Genomic DNA, 22,794 nt, shown 5'->3' with positions numbered 1-22,794 from the left:
CTCAGAGCACGTCGTAGTACCCGCTGTACGGGAAGTCGATGTCACCCGTGTCGCGAGGGTCGTACGCCACGGTCGACACACTGATGGCAACGCGAGTCGTCGGCGTGATGAGAACGCTGACCGCTCTGTTGCCGACGACGACCACATCGACGAATGTGCCGCCCGTTCGCGCGGCCTCCTCGATGCGATGTCGGAGGTCTCCGACATCCTGGTCCTGGGCGAGCAGGTAACTCGTCCCATCGAAGACCACTTCTGTCTGGGTCATCGTCTTCGCGTCGCTCATGCCGGGCAGGCTACGCCGGGGCTCCCGACCTGAGAAGGGGGGTTGCGAACCAGCCGCTCCCGTGAGACGGGAGTCGCTTCACACCCTCTGATCGTCGGACGGCCATGTTCTTCCTAGGACATCCGAGTTGTTAACATATCCATCCACACCTGTGGAATCAGGGGTCAGTTCAGGCGCGCGGTCTCTGCGACGAGGTCGAGCCGATCGAGCAGCACCTGACCGGCGTTGCCCATGACCGTGAACGCATACATCGTCACGACGAGCGCGATCAGAGTGAAGAAGATGACGCCCGGGAGGCTGCGGAGAGAGACCACTGTGATCACGAGGGCGGCCACCGCGCCGCCGATGGCGATCGTCTGCCCCGCGACGGTCGCGAATGCCATCCGGATCGCGCTGTCAGCCGTGAGCGGTCCGTAGCTGTTGAGCAGCGCCGAGATCGCGAACGGGATCACGAACAGGCTCAAGATCAGCACGGCACGACGGCGCACGATCCACCTCCTTCGGCCGGTGGAGGGTTCCGTCGTAGCGCGCACCGATGAGCTCATGCCGTGATCGTATCGTCACCCGTCAGCCGGGTCGGAAACCGCGCATCCGGAGCCGCGGCCGCGTTGTTAACAGGCTTGTCCACACCTGTGGAATGGGGTGCCGACGATCTCCATGAGATGGCGAAGCACGAGCCGCCGCAGAAACGAGAAGGCCCCGCCAATGGCGGGGCCTTCTCGAACTGTCTCAACACAGTGTGGAGCCTAGGAGATTCGAACTCCTGACATCCTGCTTGCAAAGCAGGCGCTCTACCAACTGAGCTAAGGCCCCGTGAGGGAAATATTGAGTTGAGGAGTGGGCCCACCAGGACTTGAACCTGGGACCTCTTCATTATCAGTGAAGCGCTCTGACCGCCTGAGCTATGGGCCCGTCAACCTCCGAAACTTTACCGGAGATTTCCGGAATTACCCAATCGAGGGCGGGGACCCCCACGGATCCCCGCTCTCGAGTGAGGTCAGCTGCCCGGACGGATCGTCACGCTGCCCGCGGAGAGCGAGACGTCGATCATGCGCCGAGTGCCCGAGGACTGGTCGACCTTGGCGTCCAGAGAGCCCGCGCTGACGTCCTGGGTGATCGTGTACGACTCGTCGGGAACCGTGAGGTCGAGTGACCCGGCACTCACGTCGATCGTCGTCTGAGACGGCGCAGAGCCGGTCAGCTCGACGTTGAGGTCTCCGGCGGCGACGGTGAGATCAGCCCGGTCGACGCCGTCGAGTGTCGCGTCTGCACGGCCGGCGCTCATGTCGATCGTGAGACTGCTCGCCGCACCTTCGACATCGAGCGCACCCGCGTTGACGGTGATGTCGAGGGCACCGAAGTCGCCGACCACATCGAGGCTCCCGGCATCGAGGGTCAGCTCGGCATCCAGTGCACTCTCCCGCAGGCTCTCGGGGAGGGTGAGCACGGCCGACTGGTCGTCGCCGAACCAGCTCCCGAACCACCAGCCGAACTCGAACTCGGGGCTGCGCACGACCAGCGAGTCGCCGTCCCGTTCGAGGGTCCATGCCGGTCCGCGACTGTTGGTGACCGCGAGTTCCGCGTCATCGATATCGCCGAACTCGATGCGCATGTTGCCGGCATCCACGTCGAGGTCGATGTCCTGGATGCCCGAGGCGTCCTCGGACAGCACCGAGTCCGTGCCCTCGGTCGACGATGCGACCAGACTGCCGGTCGCGGCGACCGCAGCGGTCGCTCCTGAGCCGATCAGAGCCATGCCGCCCACCACCGCGGTGAGGATCATGACTGCCGTCGCTCCTGACGAGCGGCCTGTGTCACGGTTTCCGGACGCAGAGGGCGCCGGTGAAGGTGCCGCCGCGGGTGTCTGCGCTTGCGGGGCGGAGGCCGGCGGGGGAGTGAGCGGGGTGTGCCCGCCCGGGAAGTCGTCGTTCGTGGTCATCGTCCCACTCCTGTCTGTCCGGTAGGCGTCGTGCCGCCCGTGTTCTCGATGTGCGCGAGCGCCGCCAGCACGCGCCGGTTGCCTGACTCGCCCTGCTCGAAGCCGAGCTTCTGGAAGATCGCGGTGATGTGCTTCTCGACGCTGGCCTCCGAGAGGAACAGCAGCCCGGCGATCGCCTGGTTCGACTTGCCCTCGGCGATGAGCGCCAGCACGGTGCGCTCGCGTTCGGTGAGCCGTTGCATCCGATCGTCTCTGTTGCGCCGCGTGAGCAGCTGCGCCACGACCTCAGGATCGAGCACGGTCGCCCCCTCGGAGAGCCGCTGCACGGAACCGAGGAACTCCGACACATCGGCCACCCGGTCCTTCAGCAGATAGCCGAGCGGCCCGCCCTGGGCCGCGATGAGATCCGACGCGTAGCGCTCCTCGACGTACTGTGAGAGCACGAGCAGCGGAAGCGCGGGGTTCGTCGCGCGGAGTCCCAGAGCCGCCCGGATCCCCTCGTCGGTGAAGGTCGGCGGGAGCCGCACATCGAGGATGCAGAGCTCTGGGTCGGTCTCGGCCACCGCCTCGACCAGGCCCTCGGTGTCGGGGAGTGCCGCGACCACGGTGTGGCCGGCATCCTCGAGCAGTCGCACGAGTCCTTCGCGCAGCAGGACGGAGTCCTCGCAGATCAGGATGCGCATGGCACGTTCACCTCCAGGCTGGTCGGACCGCCCACGGGGCTTTCGAGGCGGAAGGTTCCGCCGGCGGCGAGGATGCGGTTCGCGATGCCGTCGAGGCCACCCCCGGGCTGCACCTGAGCGCCGCCCATGCCGTTGTCCTCGACGCGGGCCCACAGCACCCCGCCTTCACGCAGTCGCACCGTGACTCGCGCCTCACTGGCACGCGAGTGCTTGGCGGCGTTGGTGAGCGACTCGGCGATCGAGAAGTAGACCGCAGCCTCCGCCTCACGGCTGCAGCGTCCGTCCATCCGCACATCGAGGTTCACGGGGATGTGCGACCGACCGGCCAGCGCCGACAGTGCCGCATCGAGACCCCGGTCATCGAGCACGGAGGCGTGGATGCCACGGGCGAGCTGTCGCAGCTCGGTGATGGCGGCCTTGGTCGAGGTGTGCGCCTCGGCGATCAGCTCCTTCGCGGCATCCGGGTCGTTGTCGATCTTCTGCTGCGCGAGGCCCAGCGTCATGCCGACCGAGACGAGCCTCGGCTGGACACCGTCGTGCAGGTCGCGTTCGATGCGGGTGCGCTCCACGTCAGCGGCGCGCACCGCACCCTCCCGCTGCGCGGTGCTGGTGCGCACACGCTCCGTGAGCTCGGCCTCGCGACTGCGGATCACGATGGACAGCGAGAGCACCCGGTGCAGCAGAGCGAGGCCGATCATGCCGGTGATGGATGCGGCGATGCCGAGGATGCCGATGAGCGGCGCCCAGGCCGCGTCGATCCCCCCGCCGCCGAAGGGGCCCATCACGGCGTCGGTACCTGCGAGGGGAGCGAAGCAGATCACGATCGACCACACGAGGGCCCATGCCAGGCGCAGCACGATCCACCCCAGCACCGCGGTGATCGCGAAGTTCGCGAGCGCCCGCCACATGCGGCCGTCGATCGCCTGGCGTCCGAGTGAGCGCAGCCACCCGACAAAGCCGGGCCGATCGCGCGGTCGCCATCGCAGAGGGGCGATCGGCGTCTTGTAGAGCGCCCCGACGCGGGCGACTTCGAACCAGCCGACACCGAAGAGGGCGTAGACGAATCCGACGAGGAGCACGACGCCGACACCCGCGGCGAAGAGCAGCCCGAGGCCGGTACCGAGGAGTCCGGAGAGGGTCGCGAAGATGAAGCCGCCGATGACTCCGATGCCCGCCAGATGCAGGATCGAGAGCAGGATGCGCAGCGGCGGCTTCGAGGCCGTCGCCGGTGGTGGCGTGGCAGTCTGTGTCGTCATGGTTCCAAGGTACGGCGGCGCCGATCGCGCCGACACCGAGGCAACCCGACACCCGGCTTCGGGTTTTCCCTACCGTGCGTCAGGGAACGCAAGAGGGGCGGATGCGATCCGCATCCGCCCCTCTTTCGATCCGGTGGATCAGTTCGACATGAACCCGACGAGCAGTCCGCCCGTCACCTTCACGGCGACGTTGTAGATGCCCGCGATGACCGCGCCGAGCACCGTGAACACGATGAGGTTGAGGATCGAGACGACGGCCGCGAAGGCCATCACCTGCGGGAGACCCGCCACCTCGGAGATGCGCACCGAGTTGTCGGTGATCGTGCCGATGAACTCGTCGGCCTGAGTGAGGATCCCGGTCGCCTGCAGCACGAGGTAGATCAGGAAGAACGACACCATCGTGACGATGGCGAGCGCGACGGCTCCGAGGAACGAGAGCTTCACAGCCGACCAGAAGTCGACGTAGACGAGGCGCAGGCGAACCTGCTTGCCCCCGGTCTTGCGCGTGGACTTCTTCGCCAGCTTGTCGGCTACTGTGCTCATGCGTCTGCTTCCTCAGGGTTCTCGTTCGTCTCGGGGGCGGTGGACTCGGAGTCCACCTCAGCCTCATCCGATTCGTCTTCGTCGGTGAGGCCACGCTCACCGTTGCGGGCGATGGCCAGGATCCGGTCGGCTTCCGTCGTCCGTGCGAACACCACTCCCATGGTGTCGCGACCCTTGGCGGGCACCTCGGCCACGGCAGAGCGTACCACCTTGCCGCTGGACAGAACCACAAGGACCTCGTCGTCGGCAGAGACCATCAGACCGCCCGCGAGAGTGCCCCGATCGTCATGGAGCTTGGCCACCTTGATGCCGAAACCACCGCGGCCCTGGACGCGATATTCCTCGACGGCCGTGCGCTTCGCGTAGCCGCCATCCGTCACCACGAACACGAACTGACCGGGAGCCGCGACCGATGCCGATAGCAGGCTGTCGCCCTCGCGGAACTTCATGCCCTTCACTCCGGCGGTCGCGCGTCCCATCGGGCGCAGCGCATCGTCGGTCGCGCTGAACCTGACCGACATGCCTCGGCGGCTGATGAGAAGGATGTCGTCCTCGGCGTTGACCATGAGCGCCGAGACCAGTTCGTCCTCGTCGTTCAGGCGGATCGCGATGACGCCGCCCTGGCGGTTGGTGTCGTAGGTGTCGAGACGCGTCTTCTTGACGAGTCCGTCGCGGGTCGCGAGCACGAGGTAGTCGGCGACCGCGTAGTCGCGGATGTCGAGCACCTGCGCGATGTTCTCGTCGGGCTGCAGAGCGAGGAGGTTCGCGACGTGCGTGCCCTTCGCGTCTCGGCCTGCCTCGGGGACCTCGTAGGTCTTGGAGCGGTAGACGCGACCCTTGTCGGTGAAGAACAGGAGCCAGTGGTGCGTCGTCGTCACGAAGAAGTGCTCGACGATGTCATCCGCTCGCAGCTGCGCGCCCTTGATGCCCTTGCCGCCGCGGTGCTGCGACCGGTAGTTGTCGCTCCGCGTGCGCTTGATGTACCCGGCGCGGGTGATGGTGACGACCATCTCCTCTTCGGCGATGAGGTCTTCCATCGAGACGTCGCCGTCGAAGCCGTGCAGGATGTGCGTGCGACGGTCGTCACCGAAGCGCTCGACGATTCCCGTCAGCTCGTCGCGGATGATGTCGCGCTGCAGCGACTCATCGGCGAGGATCGCCTGGTACTCGCCGATGAGCCGCTCGAGCTCGGCGGCCTCGTCGAGGATCTTCTGACGCTCGAGGGCGGCCAATCGACGCAGCTGCATGTCGAGGATCGCCTGGGCCTGGATGTCATCGATGTCGAGGAGCTTCTGCAGGCCCTCGTTCGCATCCTGCGTGGTCTGCGATCGACGGATGAGGGCGATGACCTCATCGAGCGCGTCGAGTGCCTTGAGGTAGGCGCGCAGGATGTGCATGCGCGCCTCTGCCTTGGCGAGGCGGAAGCGAGTGCGTCGGACGATCACCTCGAGCTGGTGCGTGATCCAGTGGGTCACGAAACCGTCGATCGCGAGCGTGCGCGGCACGCCGTCGACGATCGCGAGCATGTTCGCGCCGAAGTTCTCCTGCAGCTGCGTGTGCTTGTACAGGTTGTTCAGCACGACCTTGGCGACCGCATCGCGCTTGAGCACGACCACGAGACGCTGACCCGTGCGGTCGGACGACTCATCGCGGATGTCCGCGATGCCGGTGATCTTGCCGTCACGGGCGAGGTCGCCGATCTTCACCGCGACGTTGTCGGGGTTCACCTGGTACGGCAGCTCGGTGATCACGAGGCACGTGCGGCCCTGGATCTCCTCGACGTTGACGACCGCGCGCATCGTGATCGAGCCGCGACCCGTGCGGTACGCCTCCTGCACACCCTTGGTGCCCAGGATCTGCGCGCCGGTCGGGAAGTCAGGACCGGGGATGCGCTGGATCAGTCCTTCGAGCAGCTCCTCGCGGGGGAGACCGGGGTTGTCGAGCGCCCAGAGCGCAGCAGCCGAGACCTCACGCAGGTTGTGCGGGGGGATGTTGGTCGCCATGCCGACCGCGATGCCGACGGATCCGTTGACGAGCAGGTTCGGGAAGCGCGCCGGGAGGACCGTCGGCTCCTGGGTCTGGCCGTCGTAGTTGTCGGTGAAGTCGACCGTGTCCTCTTCGATGTCGCGCACCATCTCGAGCGCGAGCGGGGCCATCTTGGTCTCGGTGTATCGGGGAGCAGCGGCGCCCATGTTGCCGGGAGAGCCGAAGTTGCCCTGGCCGAGAGCCAGCGGATACCGCAGCGACCACGGCTGCACCAGACGGACCAGGGCGTCATAGATCGCCGAGTCACCGTGCGGGTGGTACTGACCCATGACTTCGCCGACGACACGAGCGCACTTCGAGAACGACTTGTCGGGGCGGAACCCACCGTCGTACATGCCGTAGATCACGCGGCGGTGCACGGGCTTGAGCCCGTCACGCACGTCGGGCAGCGCGCGGCCGACGATCACGGCCATCGCGTAGTCGAGGTAGCTGCGCTGCATCTCCGACTGCAGGTCGACCTGGTCGATCTTGCCGTGGTCGTGTGCCGGCTCGGGGCGTACTTCGTCAGTCATGTGTGTTGTCGATTCCGGTCGTTGTCGAACGAATGCAGGCGCGGGGGACGCGTCAGATGTCGAGGAAGCGGACGTCCTTGGCGTTGCGCTGGATGAAGCTGCGTCGCGACTCGACGTCCTCACCCATCAGCACGCTGAAGATCTCGTCCGCTGCGGCGGCGTCCTCGATGGTCACCTGGCGGAGCGTCCGCGTGGTGTGATCCATCGTGGTCTCCCACAGTTCCTTGGCGTTCATCTCGCCGAGACCCTTGTAGCGCTGGATGCCGGCATCCTTCGGGATCCGCTTGCCGTTCTCGAGTCCGTGCTTGAGCAGCGCATCGCGCTCGGCGTCGCTGAACACGTATTCGTGAGGCTGGTTCGTCCACTTGAGACGGTAGAGCGGCGGCATGGCGAGGTAGACGAAGCCTGCCTCGATGAGCCCGCGCATGTAGCGGAACAGCAGCGTCAGCAGCAGCGTGGTGATGTGCTGGCCGTCGACGTCGGCATCCGCCATCAGCACGATCTTGTGATAGCGCGCCTTCTCGATGTCGAACTCCTCGCCGATGCCCGTGCCGAAGGCCTGGATCATCGCCTGGACCTCTTTGTTGCCGAGGGCCTTGTCGAGGCGCGCGCGCTCGACGTTGAGGATCTTTCCTCGCAGCGCCAGGATCGCCTGCGTGTGCGGATCGCGGCCCTGCACGGCGGAGCCGCCGGCCGAGTCACCCTCGACGAGGAAGATCTCGCTGATCGAGGGGTCCTTGCTGGTGCAGTCCTTGAGCTTGTCGGGCATCGCCGCCGACTCGAAGACGCTCTTGCGACGAGCGGTCTCACGGGCCTTGCGAGCTGCGAGACGAGCGGTCGCGGCGTCGATCGCCTTGCGGATCACGTTCTTGGCCTGGATCGGGTTGCGACCGAACCAGTCGCCGAGCTGATCGCCGACGACCTTCTGGACGAAGGCCTTCGCCTCGGTGTTGCCCAGCTTGGTCTTGGTCTGACCCTCGAACTGCGGCTCGCCGAGCTTGATCGAGATGACGGCGGTGAGTCCCTCGCGCACGTCATCGCCCGAGAGGTTGTCGTCCTTCTCCTTGAGAAGGTTGTTGGCCCTGGCGTACTTGTTCACCAGCGTGGTGAGTGCCGCACGGAAGCCCTCTTCGTGCGTGCCGCCCTCATGCGTGTTGATCGTGTTCGCGTAGGTGAAGACGTTCTCGGTGTACGAGGTGGTCCACTGCATCGCGACCTCGAGCGAGATCTTGCGCTCGGTGTCCTCGGACTCGAACGCGATGATCTCGTCGTTGACGACCTCGGCGTGACGCACCTTATTGAGGTACTCGACGTAGTCGACGAGGCCGCGCTCGTAGAAGAAGACGTCGTTCGGCTGCGTGAGCGTCGCCTGACCGTCGACCTCGACCTCGTAGGCCGAGGCGGGGCGCTCGTCGGAAAGCTCGATGCGGAGTCCCTTGTTGAGGAACGCCATCTGCTGGAAGCGCGTGCGCAGCGTGTCGTAGTCGAAGTCCGTGGTCTCGGTGAAGATCTCGGCATCCGGCCAGAAGGTGATCGCCGTTCCGGTCTCGTCGGTGGGCTCGCCCTTCTCCAGCTGCTGCTGGGGCGCACCGCCGTCGGCGAAGCTGTGCCGCCAGACGAAGCCCTTCTGTTTGACCTCGACGTCGAACCTGGTCGACAGCGCGTTCACGACCGAGGAGCCCACGCCGTGCAGTCCGCCCGAGACGGCATAGGCGCCGCCGCCGAACTTTCCACCGGCGTGCAGGATCGTCAGCACGACCTCGACGGTCGACTTCGTGGGGTCGGAGGAGTGCGGGTCGACGGGGATGCCGCGGCCGTTGTCGATCACGCGGACGCCGCCGTCTTCGAGCAGCGTCACGAAGATCGTGTCGGCGTACCCGGCGAGGGCCTCGTCGACGGAGTTGTCGACGATCTCGTAGACGAGGTGGTGCAGACCACGTGGCCCCGTGGATCCGATGTACATACCCGGGCGCTTGCGGACGGCTTCGAGACCCTCGAGGATCTGGATGGAGTCGGCACCGTACTCACCGGGCTGCTTCACCTTGGGCGAGATCTTGTTCTCAGTGCCGGGGGTCTCCCCGGTGGTGGATTCCGTCTCGTCAGCAGGGGATTCAGGCGTCATCAGAGGGCATTCTCCACATCGATATCACGAACTCCCAGTCTAGCGGCTTTTCGTGTCGATATGCGGCTCAGCGGCCACCTGTGGCCCTCTGAGCGTGTCGGACCCCATCTGTGGTGTCCTACCCGTAGGTATCGCGTGGGCCCCGTCCTGGAACGACTCTGGGACCCCATTTCCAGGAGGGTACGTCCGGTCCGATGAAGCGGAGGTTCTCGACACCGGCATCGGGATACCGGCGACCGATCTCGGTGAGGATCGTCCCGCGCATGTACTGGAGATTCTTCGCCCAGGCCGTCGAATCGCACTTCACGGTGAGCACTCCGCGCTCGAGCGAGACCGGCTCGGAGTGCTTCGCCGTGTCGGATCCTGCGAGGTCGGCCCACTGACGCACCAGGTCTTCGCGTGCCAACGTCTTCTGCCATCCGGAGTCCCGGCTGAGCTTGTCGAGCACTGCGCCGAGGGCGCCGGGATCACGTCCAGGGGTGAAAGGGGCGTTGTCGTCGTCGGTGACGATGCGCCGCTTGCGCTTCCACGACTTCGAGCTCGGCGCGAGGCCCCGCAGACGCAGGTACGTGGCGACGGTCTCCGGAGTCTCGGGGGCCGGAACGGCTGCGATGTCAGTCATCGGCCACCTCCCTCTCGTCGCTGATGGTTCCCGCAGAGATCCGCACCACGTGGGCATGGAGAACCTCGGGGATATCCTCCTCCACCGCCGCGGTCACCACCACCTGCTCGTACCCCGCGGTCAGTGCGGCGAGACGCTGGCGGCGATCGGCGTCGAGCTCGGCGAACACATCGTCGAGGATCAGCACAGGGTCGCCGGCGGGGGATTCGCTGCGCAGCAGCTCGGCGGAGGCGAGACGCAGGGCGAGCGCCACCGACCACGATTCGCCGTGCGAGGCGTAGCCCTTGACCGGAAGACCACGCACGCGCAGCACCAGATCGTCGCGATGAGGGCCGGTGAGAGTGAGGCCCCGGTCGAGTTCGTTGGATCGCTTGGCGAGCAGTGCGGCGTCGAACATCTCGGCGATGTCACCCGACGTCTCAGCCGGAGCATCCACCCCCTCTTCGGGATCCGCTCCCCGAACCGAGAGCGCCCAGTCGAGCTGCGGGCGATGGTCTTCACCGGCGATCGCCGCATAGGCCTCGGCCACCGGCTGCTGCAGATCGGTCGCGAGCCGCTGTCGGGCCGTGATGATCTCGGCCCCGAGCGAGACGAGCTTGTCGTCCCACACGTCGAGCGTGCTGAGTCCCTCGCCCTTGATGCCGCGGGCACGGGCGGATTTGAGCAGGGCGTTGCGCTGTTTGAGCACCCGGTCGTAGTCCGCGAGGACCGACGACATGCGCGGGGTGCGCTGGATGAGAAGCTGGTCGACGAAGCGTCGCCGCGCTGAGGGGTCGCCGCGGACGATCTGCAGGTCTTCGGGGGCGAAGAGCACGACGTGCGCGTAGCGGGGGAGTTCGTTGGTCTTCGACGGCGAGCCGTTGATACGGGCTTTGTTCGACCCCTGCTTGTTGAGCTGCACCTCGACGAGCACTCGACGCTCGCCATGTGACAGGCGCGCGCGGATGATCGCGAAGTCCTGTCCCTCGCGGACCATCGGCGCATCGGAGGAGACCCGGTGCGAGCCCAGTGTCGCCAGGAAGACGACGGCCTCCGCGAGATTCGTCTTTCCCTGACCGTTTCGCCCGACGAGGACGTTGGGTCCCTTGTGCAGGGCGAGATCAGCGGTCGCGTAATTGCGGAAGTCGACCAGGCTCAGGTGTTCCACAATCACGGTGTCAGCCTACCTTCGGGGTCTGACATCGAACTCGCGGTCGGGTGCTCGCGCCGAGGCGATCCCCTGAAGTCGCGGAGTGAGATCAGCGCAGCAGGAGGTTCGGCTGCAGCAGGTACTTGAACGAGTCGAGACCGGCCTGATCGACCGAAGTCTGGCTCGTGATCAGCACGGGGCTGAGCTTGTTCGCGTTGTCGCTCGAAGTGAACGTCACGCGCACGAACTCGCTCTTCACAGCGCCGAGTGCCTCGATGAGGTACTGGGGATTGAGGCCGAGAGTGACCTCGTCGCCGCCCGAGAGGATCGCATCGACGGACTCGGAAGCCCTGGCGTGCTCGCTGCCGGAGGCATCCATCGTGACGCCGTCGCTCGAGAACGTGAACCGCAGCGGAGCGGCGCGGTCGAGAACCAGGGACACACGGCGCACGGCCTCGACGAGGTCTGCGGTGTTGACGACCGCGTAGTGCTCGGTCTGCTCGGGGAAGAGGCGGCGGACGGGCGGGAAGTTGCCCTTGATCAGCAGCGATGTGACGGTCTTGTTGCCCGCCGTGAACGCGATGATCTCGCGGTCGCCGGCTCCCGAGAACGCGATCTGGATCGTGCCGGCGTGACCGAAGGTCTTTCCGACCTCGAGGAGCGTACGTGCCGGAACCAGTGCGGTTGCCTCGACGGCTTCGCCGTCCCATGGCACGTCACGGAGCGAGACGCGGTAACGGTCTGTGGCGACCAGGCTCAGCGTGTGGCCGGAGACTTCGAGCTGCACACCGGTGAGCACCGGGGTCACGTCGTCGCGGGATGCGGCGAAGCCGACCTGCGCGATCGCCGTGCCGAAGTCATCTGCCGGAACGACACCGGAGGATCCCGAGACCTCGGGGATCGAGGGATATTCCTCGACAGGCATGGCCGCGAGCGTGAAGCGGGCCGACCCGCAGCTGACGGTGATGCTGCCGTCGTCTTCGACGGCGATCTCGATCGGAGCGTTCGGAAGTCGGCTGGCGATGTCGGAGAGCAGGCGACCGTGAACCAGGATCGTGCCCGGTGTGTCGACGGTCGCCTCGATGGTCGTACGTGCGGACGCCTCGTAGTCGAAGGCTGAGAGCGTGAGGCCTGAGCCGTCCGCTTCGATCAGGACTCCGGCGAGGATCGGCTGAGGATTGCGCTGCGGAAGCAGCTTGACGACGAACGAGACAGCCTCGCTGAAGACATCGCGGTTGACCTGAAACCTCACGGGTGCTCCCTTGTCGTCGTTCTGAGACGTGTCGTCATCGTTCCTGCCGGTGCAGGGCTTCCCATGCTAGCCCCACAGTCGGTCGGATCCCTACGGCCGGGGCGAAGCTCGGGTCTGTCGGAGTTTCCCCACCGTCTGGTGATCGGATCGCCCCTGAATTGAATTAACTCCTTAACGGTGTTAACACCTGTGGATACTGTGGATAACTCGGTGGAAAGCAGACGCGAGTAGGGAACTACACGGTTGTCAGTTGTGGAATCCCTGAGGAATCCGCGGGTGGAGGGGGTCTGCCGGTCGGAGCGCTCTCCCACAGTTATCCACAGGTTCGCCTGTTTCCCACACATTCGTCCCGACCTGAGAGCGATCCATCCACAAGTTATCCACATGTGCAAACTGGCATCTATCCATGCTCGTGGATGCCCCTCAGACGAACGAGAAGGGGGTCGCAGCGTCCCATCGGACCCTGCGACCCCCTTTTTCGAGGCTTCGTGCGCTCAGCGGCGACCGAGCTGCGTGGTGATCTCGGTCACCTGGTTGTAGATCGAACGGCGCTCCTTCATGAGCTCGCTGATCTTCTTGTAGGCGTACATGACCGTCGTGTGATCGCGATTTCCGAACAGCTGTCCGATCTTGGGCAGCGAGAGGCTCGTGCGTTCCCGACAGAGATACATCGCGATCTGTCGGGAGGTCGCGATCTGCTGCGAGCGGCTGGAGCCGTACAGATCGTCGACTGTGAGCTTGAAGTACTGCGCGGTCGCCGTGATGATGTCCGTCGGCGAGATGATGTTGTCCTCGGCGGTGTCGATGATGTCGCGAAGCACCGTCTGGGCGAGAGAGATGTCGAGGGCCGAGCGATTCAGGCTCGCGAACGCCGAGACGCGGATCAGCGCTCCCTCGAGTTCGCGGATGTTGGAGGAGACGACGGTCGCGATGTACTCGAGTACCTCGTCGGGAATATGGAGCGCCTCGCTCTGCGCCTTCTTGCGGAGGATCGCGATACGCGTCTCGAGGTCAGGCGCCTGCACATCCGTGATCAGACCCCACTCGAACCGGCTGCGCATCCGATCCTCGAACCCGGTCAGGTGCTTCGGTGCCACGTCGCTCGTGATCACGACCTGCTTGTTGTGATCGTGCAGGGTGTTGAAGGTGTGGAAGAAGGCTTCCTGAGTCTCGGCACGACCCTGGAGGAACTGGATGTCGTCGATCAGCAGGATGTCGACGTCGCGGTACCTCGCCTGGAAGGCGGCACCGCGGTTGTTCGCGATCGAGTTGATGAAGTCGTTCGTGAACTCCTCACTCGAGACGTACCTGACCTTCACCCCTGCATAGAGGGACTGGGCGTAGTCGCCGATCGCGTGCAGGAGGTGGGTCTTCCCGAGTCCCGAGTCTCCGTAGATGAAGAGCGGGTTGTATGCCTTGGCCGGCGCTTCCGCGACCGCGACCGCCGCCGCGTGAGCGAAGCGGTTGGACTGGCCGATGACGAAGTTGTCGAAGGTGTACTTCGGATTCAGGCGGGATTCGTGGCGGAGCTGTGTCGGCTGCTCCATCGGCGACTCGACCCGGATCTGCTCCTGGCGGCCGTAATCGGCCACTGCGATCGGTGCCGTCGGCTGCTCGGCGAGTTCGTGGTTCACCACGACGCGGTACGAGGTGACCTCCTGGCCGATGTGCGAGAGCGCCTCCATGATCGGGAGGCGCAGGCGCTTGTTGATCTGCGCCGCGGTGAGGTCGTTGGGGACCTCCAGATAGAGCGTCGCTGACATCACGCCGGCGGGGACGGCGAGGCTGAGGAATCCCTGCAGCTGCGGGGTCACCCGGTCATCCGCCTCGAGCAGGTCCTGCACCGTGGTCCAGATCGGAACGTCGGGCTGGGCAGGTGATGACATGACGCTCCGTGCTGGGGGATTCGGAGGGCGTCGAGAACGGCGTCCCCCCTGTGGATAACTTCGGATGCCACGGTAGTCACCGCGGCTGGGAACGGCAACCTGCCTACGGGAATCCGCGCGCGTGTTGCGCATACGTGCATGCCACAGGTTGTGGATAATAGCTGTGCGGATCGTGCCGGAGGTCGAGGTCGAAGCGCGCAGATTTGCTCTGCGCGCCGTCAAGACGTACCCTTAATCGGTTGACTTATGCCTGAATGGCAGATCCCTATGTCTCCGGTCAAATCGATCCCGGTGGCAGCATTCCCGGAGTGATTTCATGAGCAAGCGCACTTACCAGCCCAACAACCGTCGTCGCGCCAAGAAGCACGGCTTCCGCCTTCGCATGCGCACCCGCGCCGGCCGCGCCATCCTGTCGGCTCGTCGCGCGAAGGGCCGCACCGAGCTCTCCGCGTAGATCGCTGTGCTCGCCCGCCCGTTTCGTGTGACCCGCGGGAGCGACTATCGACTGGTCGTTCGACGCGGATCCCGTTGTGGCGGAGCCAAGGTCGTCACCTCGATGCTGGCGACGGGCGAGAGCAGAGCCGCGAGGTTCGGATTCATCATCAGCAAGCAGGTGGGCACCGCTGTGGTGCGCAACACCGTCCGTCGGCGACTCAAAGCCGTCTGTGCGGAGGCGCTTCCGCGGGTACCCGAGGGCACGGATGTCGTCATCCGTGCCCTTCCTGCGTCCGCTACCGCCAGTTACGCCGAGCTGAGTGCCGAAGTGAACCGGTGCCTCGACCGTCTCGGGCAGGCGCGAGCATGACGGCTCTTCCGGCATCCTCGATCGGCACGGGGCACATGCGTGCAGGGGATCTGCTGCGCAGCATCCCGCTGGCGCCGAGGAATGCCGTGCTCGGCTTCCTGGCCGGCTACCGCAAGGTGATCTCTCCGATGTACGGAGATGTCTGTGCCTATTACCCATCCTGTTCCGCTTACGCTGTAGGTGCGGTGCAACAGCACGGCGCTGTGCGGGGAACGATGCTCTCGGCATGGCGCATCCTCCGTTGCAACCCCTGGAGCCACGGCGGCGTCGATGACGTCCGTCCGCACGAACATTTCCGCTATGACCTGACCGCTCACGGTTTCGTCGTCCCTTCCCGAAAGGACTGATCGGTGGGTCTTGACCTTCTGCTCGCCAGCACCACCCCGTCGCCGGCGCCCGCCTCCGGCGGCTTCGACCTGATCGGAACCATCCTCTGGCCGCTCAAGTGGCTCGTCGAGATGGTGCTCGTCGCCTGGCACTGGCTGCTGACCGCGGTCGGTCTTCCTGCGGCGTCCGGACTCACCTGGGTCCTGTCGATCGTCGGTCTCGTCATCGTCGTCCGTGCGGCACTGATTCCGCTGTTCGTGAAGCAGATCAAGAGCCAGCGAAAGATGATGGAAATTGCTCCTGAGCTGCGAAAAGTTCAGGAGAAGTATCGAGGGAAGAAGGATCAGCTCTCTCGTGAGGCCATGAGCCGCGAGACCATGGGGCTGTATAAGAAGCACGGCACGACGCCGATGTCGAGCTGTCTTCCGCTGCTGGTGCAGATGCCGATCTTCTTCTCCCTGTTCAGCGTGCTGAGCGACGTCTCGAAGCACCACAACCTCGGTGTCGGTGGTGTCGGTCTGCTGAATGCAGAACTCACCGAGCAGTTCTACAACGCTGAGCTCTTCGGTGTGGCCTCTCTGCACGAGACACTCGGCAACGCGGTGGACGCTGGCAACACCACGGCGATCGTCATCCTGGTCACGCTGGTCGTGCTCATGATCGCGTCGCAGTTCTTCACTCAGCTGCAGATCATCTCGAAGAACCTGTCGCCCGAGGCCAAGACCGGCCAGGCGTACCAGATGCAGAAGATCATGCTCTACATCCTTCCCCTGGGCTTCATCTTCTCGGGTATCTTCTTCCCCCTCGGCGTCGTCGTGTACTGGTTCATCTCGAACCTCTGGACGATGGGTCAGCAGTTCCTCGTCATCCGTGAGATGCCGACTCCCGGCTCTGAGGCCGCCAAGGCGCGCGAAGAGCGTCTGGCACGCAAGGGCAAGGCGATCGACTCGTCGGGCAAGGTGGTTCCGATGGCCGCATATGAGGCAGAACAGCAGCGGATGCTCGAAGAGGCGGAGCGTGCGAAGGCACAGACTCCCAAGCGTCAGCAGCCCGTGGGCAAGAAGCGTTCGAAGAAGAAGGGGAGCGGTTCGTGACCGACAACGTGACTGAGATCGTGGAGCCCACGGTCGCCGAGCTGGAGAACGAGGGCGATGTCGCAGCCGACTACCTCGAAGAGCTCCTCGACATCGCTGACATCGACGGCGACCTGAACCTCGATGTTCGCCAGGGACGTGCGTATGTCTCGGTCGAGGCCGAGGGTGACGGACTTGCTCTGCTCTCGGCCCCTGACACCGTGCAGGCTCTTCAGGAGCTGACGCGTCTCGCCGTGCAGAGCAAGACTGGTTCGTTCTCGCGTCTGATCCTCGACATCGGCGGATCCCGCGACACCCGCCGCCGTCAGCTTGAGACTCTTGTCAACGCTGCGGCTGCGAAGCTCGATGACGGTGCCACCCAAGCGTCGCTGCCGCCCATGTCGAGCTACGAGCGCAAGCTTGTGCACGATATTGCCGCTGACCAGGGACTTGTCTCCGAGTCGTACGGTGAAGGTGCTGACCGGCACACAGTTCTTCGTCGTCGCTGACGTTTCACGTGAAACATTCGTAGGGATGCTGTTGTGAGTGCTGTCGAGGTGGAGCCCACCGTCGCCGTCGAGCTCTTCGGCGATCGGATCGAGCTGGCCAGGCAGTTCACCACAGCACTCGCAGAGCATGGAGAAGAGCGAGGGCTGATCGGGCCGCTCGAGCTTCCCCGGCTGTGGACGAGACATGTCTTGAACAGTGTTATCGCTGCGCCGCTGTTCCACGGGTCTGTGGCGGACATTGGCTCAGGGGCAGGGCTGCCCGGTATCGTCCTGGCAATCGCACGTCCCGACGTGCAGTGGACTCTCATTGAGCCTATGGAGCGTCGCGTGATCTGGCTGAATGAGCAGGTCGCAGCCCTGGGTCTGGATAACGTCGAAGTCCTTCGTGCTCGTGCTGAAGATGCTCACCGACCCGAGGGCTTCGACGTCGTGACGGCGCGCGCCGTGAGTGCCCTGAAGACCCTGATCCCGCTGACCGCTCCGCTCGTTCGTGACGGGGGAGAACTCGTCCTGCTCAAGGGGATGAACGCTGCGAACGAGATCGACGCCGCACAGAAGCAGATCAAGAAGTTCCGTCTCACGGACGTCCGGGTCGAGGTTCTCGGTGAGGACGTGCTGCCGGAGTCGACCCGTGTCGTGCGGGCCGTGGTTCGCTAGGCAGATCCCGCAGTTCTGGGCGTGGGTTCTAACCGCGCCCACCATTCTGCTGAGCGCGATTCATCGTCGGGTCCTATAACGGCTGTCTATCCGCCGCACGAAGTGCGGTCGTCGCGGTAGCTTATCTCCGCATGGCTCAACGGTGGCGTCGCACTTCGCTGTGTGGTGCAGCGAGTCTCCCCGCGTGCCGTGGTCCCGGTTGTCACCGATGATGTTTCACGTGAAACGCGTTTCCTGAGGACAGGGACTCTACGTCTATAAGCGGGGCCGCGGTCGCCGGGCATCGGTGGTTGACGTTACGAGCAGCCAGCGCGCCGCGGGGTGTGTGCACGTGCGCCCGTTTCACGCACGTGCGGATAGGTCACACCTATGTATGAGAGCGAGGCTCGTGAAGATGATCCGGGCTCCCGGTGCCTGGGTGCCTGGGTGCCTGGGTGTCTGGGTGTCTGGGTGCCTGGGTGTCTGGGGCCAGCGTGGCATGGGTGTCCGAGTGGCATGGGTGAATGCTGCGATGTTTCACGTGAAACGGCCTGCCTCTGTCGAGATCGTCGAGTGGTGCTGGATAGTGCTCGGTGAGTGACGCAGGGACCGGCATCCCCGGTGCATCACTACTAGGTTGAGGAGGATCCGCAGGCGCTCCGCACGCTGCGTCGTTGGAGACCCGGGCGCAGTGTTTCACGTGAAACACCCATCTCTCCGCCCGCCGGCCCGAATGGTAGAGACCGAGTCGTGTGCGCGAAGCGCAGCAAGCACCTCTGCTCGTCGGTGTTTCACGTGAAACGATCCGCGCGCTGGAGGAGATGAGTCTGCGAAGGTTCCTCGATTGCATGGCCCTTGTGGCGGAGTCGTCTCTCCGGTTGGAACCGTGACTACCGTCCTTGCGGGGAGATGGAGCGGGCACCGCTGTCACCTGCGGGGGATGTTGGGGCTGGAGGTGCTGGGGCTATTGGTGTGGCTGTGCTCGGTACAGGCTTGGCGTGTGGGGTTGGTGCAGGTTAGGGGCTGTGGCTGGTGTGTGGAGTCCGTCCCCTGGAAGTTGGTGAGTGGGTGTGCGCGTAGGTTCGTTGGTTTGCAGCGACATTGTGTGGTCGCTTGGAGCTAGGTGACGGCATAGACCTGCACCGCGCAGGGGCAGGGGCAGGGGCAGGGGCAGGGGTGTGGGGTGTGGGGCGTGGGATGTGGGGCATGGGGCTTGGCGCCTGGGACCTGCTGCTTGGTGCTTAGGGACTGGGTCTTGGTGCCGGGGACCTGCTGCTTGGTGCTTAGGGGTGGGGGCTTCGTGCTTGGGGGCTGAGGGGCTTGGGGGGATTGCGCCTCGGCTTGGCCCTCCACGCTTGCGTGGTGGAGGTTTGTGCGGTGGACCTCGAACCTTGGGATTAGCACTTGGGGTGCGACTGGGGCCGGGACCTTCACCCCGGGGCGTTGGGTTGTGGGCCTCGATCCTCTCGGCCTTCGGGCCGGTTGACGGGTAGCCGCGTCGGCCCAGTGTCGGTTCGTGTGTTGGCTGGAAGTGTGGACCGTGGCAGTCGGGCCTGTGGCTGTGGCTGTGCCTGTGCTGTGTTTGTGCTGTGCCTGTGCTTGATAGGGGGACCGGACGCATGCTCCACACAGGGGGCTGGGTTGGTTCCGGGTGGGTGACTGGGCCTTGGAGTCCGGACTCCTACACTCATGAGCGTGTGGCTGTGGCTGTGGCTGTGGCTGCGGCTGCGGAAGGCGGGAAACTGGCGAGGAAGCAATGCGCTTAGGTGCGATAGAGACTCCCGAGTCAGCCCCCCTTCGGCGATCGGGACGGACGGCTGTGCTTTCAGCCCAGGATTCCTCTCGCCAGGCACGGTGACCCTCACCGTCGCCGACGACAAGGGCACGAAGCTATGCGGTGGAGGTGGGAGTGATCCTCGAAGCATCATGATGAGACGAGCCGTGACCCCTTTCGACCCGCATCGGTGTTTCACGTGAAACGCTGAGGTCCCCCGGCACACTGCAGGCCCTCCAGGCCCAGGCGTTGCAAATCGGGAGACGTAGCAGGCATCTCTTAGCCGGTTGGGGGAGAGGAAGCCTGGTCACACGGCTAAACTCGACACCTTGCCTTCGTGGCCGACTGCCTCCCGTAGCGTTCTGTAGGCCATCGGCACGGTAGGGGCGCCAACAGTGCCACGATGTCCCATCGACTCATCTTCTTCAGTTCGCCCACGGGGCGATGAAGCGCATCTCCTCGGGTGGACGGATCGTGCGTGAAGGATGGAGGGCTCCACATCGATGTCGCCGAGGGGCCGCCTGGGGAGCCGTGAAAGTGATTCGCGTGATTGGCCCGAATCATCGCGTGGCAGTGATCATCGCTCCTATGCCCTCCGAGTGACCATCGCGAGCCGCATCTCGTGCAGTAGAAAGCTCGAGCGGGCGGCCGGGAACGAACGCCGGTCTACACTCGCGCATCGCGCGGGCTCACTCACGCATGACAGGGACCCTGATACCGGGCCAGAAAGCGTGTTTCACGTGAAACCTGAGGGCTATGTCGGCAGATCATGAGTGGGGAGCGGGCGTGGGGCTCCGCTTCCACGACCAAAGTGACTATCCCGACGGCCCTCCAGGTGCGACTCGACGACGTGTTTCACGTGAAACACGGATACCGTGGACGAATGGCCCGGGTTCTCATCACAGGAATGTCAGGCGTAGGGAAGTCGAGTGTTGTCGCCCTACTGGGGGAGGGGGGAGTACCGGCGATCGACACTGATTACGGGAGCTGGAAGACCCAGGCTGGCCTGTGGGACGTGGACCGGCTGACTGCACTACTCGAGGAACACCCTGATCTCGTGGTGGCCGGGACCGTCGAGAACCAGGGCTACTTCTACGATCACTTCGATCACGTGGTGCTGCTCTCGGCACCTGAGGCGATCCTCCTCGAGCGCGTACAGCGGCGTGTGACGAATCCCTATGGTTCCACGGAGGGGGGGCGAAGCGAGATCCGTGAGAACCTTCGGTCGATCGAGCCCCTTCTGCGCCGAGGCGCAACACTCGAGATAGATGCGACAAGGCCGCTCGTCGACGTGGCGGGGGAGATCATGTCGCTCGTGCTCCCGTGAATGTTCCACGTGAAACATGGCGCTCAAGACTGCTCGAACACTGCCCTACCCAAAGAGAAGCATCCGGAGCACGGCCGACAGTAAGCAACGTCCGTCACAGCGATTAGAGTGGAACACGGCCCCGAAAGGAGTGGATGTTTCACGTGAAACAGCCCGAAAAGGCATCACCGAAGGACTCCTTCGGGATGGACACGCCGCTCGCGCGGGAACTCGCGGACCTCTCAGCTCGCCGCAGAGTCCTCGAAGCAGTGAACATCGACTTCAGTGGGGATACCCGCATCCTGACGGTCTCGAACCAGAAGGGTGGGGTCGGAAAGACCACCAGCGCTGTCAACGTCGCATCCGCTCTCGCTGGCCTCGGCGCGAAGGTCCTCGTGATCGACCTCGACCCCCAGGGAAACGCCTCCACGGCTCTCGGAGTACCGCACAACGCGGAGACCCCGAGTGTCTATGACGTGCTGATCGAGGAGGTGCCGCTCGCCGAGATCGTGCAGCAGAGCCCCGAAGACGAGAATCTCTTCTGCGCCCCGAGCACGATCCACCTCGCCGGCGCCGAGATCGAACTCGTGGCTCAGGTCGCACGAGAGCACCGCCTGCGCCGCGCACTGGAGGAGTACCTGGTCGACAACCCGATGGACTTCGTGATCATCGATTGCCCGCCCTCGCTCGGTCTCCTCACTATCAACGCGTTCACCGCGGCGAACGAGGTTTTCATCCCCATCCAGTGCGAGTACTACGCACTGGAGGGACTCAGTCAGCTTCTCGGCAGCATCCAGATGATTCAGAAGCACCTGAATCCGGGGCTCCATCTGTCGACGATCCTCTTGACCATGTTCGACGGACGCACGCGTCTGGCGCAGCAGGTGGCTGACGAGGTCCGTACCCACTTCCCCGATCAGGTGCTCGACACCGTCATCCCGCGTTCCGTGCGGGTGTCGGAAGCGCCGAGTTTCGGTCAGACCGTGATCGCCTACGATGGGCAATCCGCCGGCGCTGTCGCCTACCGCGAGGCCGCCGTCGAGATCGCGTCGCGCACCGCGGCGCAGAGCAAGGAGAAATGATGGCGAAGCGCACTGGACTGGGCCGGGGCATCGGTGCCCTCATTCCCACCGCTGATCAGTCCGAGCGTCCCGTGGATGTCTTCTTCCCCGGCGCGAACCTGCGTCCAGCGACGGCGCAGACGAGCGATCAGCCCGCGGCAGAGGATCTCGAGGTCGTCCCCGGCATCCACCTGATCCAGATCGACCCGCAGAAGATCGTCCCGAACCCTCGCCAGCCGCGCACGCACTTCAACCCTGAGGACCTCGCCGAGCTCGTGCACAGCGTTCGAGAGTTCGGCGTGCTGCAGCCTGTCGTCGTCCGTCAGAACAGCGACGGCGAGTACGAGCTCATCATGGGGGAGCGGCGTACCCGCGCGGCTCGTGAGGCCGGACTGGCAGCGATCCCCGCCGTGGTCCGCGAGACCGCCGACGAAGACCTCCTGCGAGACGCCCTTCTCGAGAACCTGCACCGCTCGGAGCTGAACCCTCTCGAAGAGGCCTCCGCTTACCAGCAGCTGCTCGAAGACTTCGGGATCACCCAGGAGGAACTGGCGACCCGCATCGGCCGCTCGCGTCCTCAGATCAGCAACACGATCCGTCTGCTGAAACTGCCGGTACCCGTGCAGCAGCGGGTGGCGGCCGGAGTGCTGACGGCAGGACATGCCCGCGCGATCCTCAGTCTCGACACCCCCGAGGCGATGCAGCGCCTCGCCGACAAGGTCGTGAACGAAGACCTATCCGTGCGCGCGACAGAGGTCGCGGCGAAGACGGAGCCGGCCGCTCCCGGCCGCACGGCGAAGCCCACTCCCGGAGCCCGTCGCGCCTACCTCGACGAGGTCGCCGGCAATCTCGGCGACCGTCTGAACACGCGCGTGAAAGTGTCACTCGGTGCGCGCAAAGGCCAGGTCATCATCGATTTCGCTTCGATCCAGGATCTGAACCGCATTCTCGACGAGATCGGGCAATCGGGGTACGGATCGGCGTGATTCCCCCTCTCAGCGACTGAGCGGTCGTAGACTCGCCAGGTCGC

Annotated in this window: 20 protein-coding genes, 2 tRNA genes and 1 pseudogene; 9 read left to right on the top strand and 14 right to left on the bottom strand. The window is 64.9% G+C overall.

The window, feature by feature from the left end; all coding sequences use genetic code 11:
- Position 1 precedes the first annotated feature (1 nt).
- From OD997_RS12685 to dnaA, 14 genes and pseudogenes are all read right to left on the bottom strand, one after another.
- The gene (locus OD997_RS12685; protein ID WP_434331888.1) at positions 2 to 283 is read right to left on the bottom strand and encodes a hypothetical protein; all 282 of its coding nucleotides are present in this window, start codon (positions 281 to 283) and stop codon (positions 2 to 4) included.
- Positions 284 to 447: 164 nt separating this feature from the next.
- Positions 448 to 771 (bottom strand): hypothetical protein, encoded by a 324-nt coding sequence (locus OD997_RS12680; protein ID WP_434331887.1) that lies wholly within the window; start codon positions 769 to 771, stop codon positions 448 to 450.
- A gap of 252 nt (positions 772 to 1,023) precedes the next feature.
- Positions 1,024 to 1,096 (bottom strand) — tRNA-Ala (locus OD997_RS12675).
- 25 nt (positions 1,097 to 1,121) lie between these two features.
- Positions 1,122 to 1,195, bottom strand: a tRNA-Ile gene (locus OD997_RS12670).
- Between the two features lie 85 nt (positions 1,196 to 1,280).
- A complete protein-coding gene (locus OD997_RS12665; RefSeq protein ID WP_434331886.1) occupies positions 1,281 to 2,222 on the bottom strand; it encodes a DUF4097 family beta strand repeat-containing protein in 942 nt (313 codons plus the stop codon).
- On the bottom strand, positions 2,219 to 2,905 hold the full coding sequence (locus OD997_RS12660; protein ID WP_434331885.1) for a LuxR C-terminal-related transcriptional regulator: 687 nt from the start codon (positions 2,903 to 2,905) through the stop codon (positions 2,219 to 2,221). The genes OD997_RS12665 and OD997_RS12660 overlap by 4 nt, the downstream gene beginning before the upstream one ends.
- Positions 2,893 to 4,161, bottom strand: coding sequence for a sensor histidine kinase (locus tag OD997_RS12655; RefSeq protein ID WP_434331884.1), 1,269 nt, complete (start codon positions 4,159 to 4,161; stop codon positions 2,893 to 2,895). Before OD997_RS12655 ends, OD997_RS12660 begins: the two co-directional genes overlap by 13 nt.
- A 138-nt stretch (positions 4,162 to 4,299) precedes the next feature.
- A complete protein-coding gene (locus OD997_RS12650; protein WP_056310959.1) occupies positions 4,300 to 4,704 on the bottom strand; it encodes a DUF3566 domain-containing protein in 405 nt (134 codons plus the stop codon).
- Complete coding sequence (gene gyrA, locus OD997_RS12645) at positions 4,701 to 7,262, bottom strand: DNA gyrase subunit A (protein ID WP_434331883.1); 2,562 nt, start codon at positions 7,260 to 7,262, stop codon at positions 4,701 to 4,703. Before gyrA ends, OD997_RS12650 begins: the two co-directional genes overlap by 4 nt.
- A gap of 52 nt (positions 7,263 to 7,314) precedes the next feature.
- The gene (gene gyrB / locus OD997_RS12640) at positions 7,315 to 9,384 is read right to left on the bottom strand and encodes a DNA topoisomerase (ATP-hydrolyzing) subunit B (protein ID WP_434331882.1); all 2,070 of its coding nucleotides are present in this window, start codon (positions 9,382 to 9,384) and stop codon (positions 7,315 to 7,317) included.
- Between the two features lie 118 nt (positions 9,385 to 9,502).
- Complete coding sequence (locus OD997_RS12635; protein WP_056511574.1) at positions 9,503 to 10,006, bottom strand: DUF721 domain-containing protein; 504 nt, start codon at positions 10,004 to 10,006, stop codon at positions 9,503 to 9,505.
- Entirely contained in the window at positions 9,999 to 11,159 is a 1,161-nt protein-coding gene (gene recF / locus OD997_RS12630; protein ID WP_434331881.1) for a DNA replication/repair protein RecF, read from the bottom strand. The genes OD997_RS12635 and recF overlap by 8 nt, the downstream gene beginning before the upstream one ends.
- A gap of 85 nt (positions 11,160 to 11,244) precedes the next feature.
- The gene (dnaN, locus tag OD997_RS12625; RefSeq protein ID WP_434331880.1) at positions 11,245 to 12,387 is read right to left on the bottom strand and encodes a DNA polymerase III subunit beta; all 1,143 of its coding nucleotides are present in this window, start codon (positions 12,385 to 12,387) and stop codon (positions 11,245 to 11,247) included.
- Positions 12,388 to 12,881: 494 nt separating this feature from the next.
- Positions 12,882 to 14,156, bottom strand: a pseudogene (gene dnaA / locus OD997_RS12620) (chromosomal replication initiator protein DnaA); the annotation flags it as partial.
- A gap of 433 nt (positions 14,157 to 14,589) precedes the next feature.
- On the opposite strand from dnaA, the gene rpmH reads away from it, so the two are divergent.
- From rpmH to OD997_RS12575, 9 genes are all read left to right on the top strand, one after another.
- Positions 14,590 to 14,727 carry a 50S ribosomal protein L34 gene (gene rpmH, locus OD997_RS12615; RefSeq protein ID WP_056310970.1) on the top strand — a complete coding sequence of 46 codons (138 nt, stop codon included), beginning with the start codon at positions 14,590 to 14,592 and terminating at the stop codon, positions 14,725 to 14,727.
- Between the two features lie 6 nt (positions 14,728 to 14,733).
- The gene (gene rnpA / locus OD997_RS12610) at positions 14,734 to 15,078 is read left to right on the top strand and encodes a ribonuclease P protein component (RefSeq protein WP_434331879.1); all 345 of its coding nucleotides are present in this window, start codon (positions 14,734 to 14,736) and stop codon (positions 15,076 to 15,078) included.
- Positions 15,075 to 15,425: a membrane protein insertion efficiency factor YidD gene (gene yidD / locus OD997_RS12605; RefSeq protein ID WP_434331878.1), complete on the top strand. Its 351-nt coding sequence runs from the start codon at positions 15,075 to 15,077 to the stop codon at positions 15,423 to 15,425. Before rnpA ends, yidD begins: the two co-directional genes overlap by 4 nt.
- 3 nt (positions 15,426 to 15,428) lie before the next feature.
- The gene (gene yidC / locus OD997_RS12600; protein WP_210096442.1) at positions 15,429 to 16,499 is read left to right on the top strand and encodes a membrane protein insertase YidC; all 1,071 of its coding nucleotides are present in this window, start codon (positions 15,429 to 15,431) and stop codon (positions 16,497 to 16,499) included.
- Positions 16,496 to 16,987 carry a protein jag gene (locus OD997_RS12595; protein WP_434331877.1) on the top strand — a complete coding sequence of 164 codons (492 nt, stop codon included), beginning with the start codon at positions 16,496 to 16,498 and terminating at the stop codon, positions 16,985 to 16,987. The genes yidC and OD997_RS12595 overlap by 4 nt, the downstream gene beginning before the upstream one ends.
- 33 nt (positions 16,988 to 17,020) lie before the next feature.
- A complete protein-coding gene (gene rsmG, locus OD997_RS12590) occupies positions 17,021 to 17,644 on the top strand; it encodes a 16S rRNA (guanine(527)-N(7))-methyltransferase RsmG (RefSeq protein ID WP_434331876.1) in 624 nt (207 codons plus the stop codon).
- Positions 17,645 to 20,280: 2,636 nt separating this feature from the next.
- Positions 20,281 to 20,724: an AAA family ATPase gene (locus tag OD997_RS12585; RefSeq protein WP_434331875.1), complete on the top strand. Its 444-nt coding sequence runs from the start codon at positions 20,281 to 20,283 to the stop codon at positions 20,722 to 20,724.
- 134 nt (positions 20,725 to 20,858) lie between these two features.
- Positions 20,859 to 21,785, top strand: a complete 927-nt coding sequence (locus OD997_RS12580; protein WP_434331874.1) for a ParA family protein — start codon at positions 20,859 to 20,861, stop codon at positions 21,783 to 21,785.
- The gene (locus tag OD997_RS12575; protein WP_434331873.1) at positions 21,785 to 22,750 is read left to right on the top strand and encodes a ParB/RepB/Spo0J family partition protein; all 966 of its coding nucleotides are present in this window, start codon (positions 21,785 to 21,787) and stop codon (positions 22,748 to 22,750) included. Before OD997_RS12580 ends, OD997_RS12575 begins: the two co-directional genes overlap by 1 nt.
- Positions 22,751 to 22,794 lie beyond the last annotated feature (44 nt).

The organism is Microbacterium sp. CGR1 (genome assembly GCF_051062835.1).
In the GTDB taxonomy this organism is placed as follows: domain Bacteria; phylum Actinomycetota; class Actinomycetes; order Actinomycetales; family Microbacteriaceae; genus Microbacterium.
Note: the sequence above shows the minus strand (reverse complement) of the source record. Positions and strands in the feature narration are given on the sequence as shown.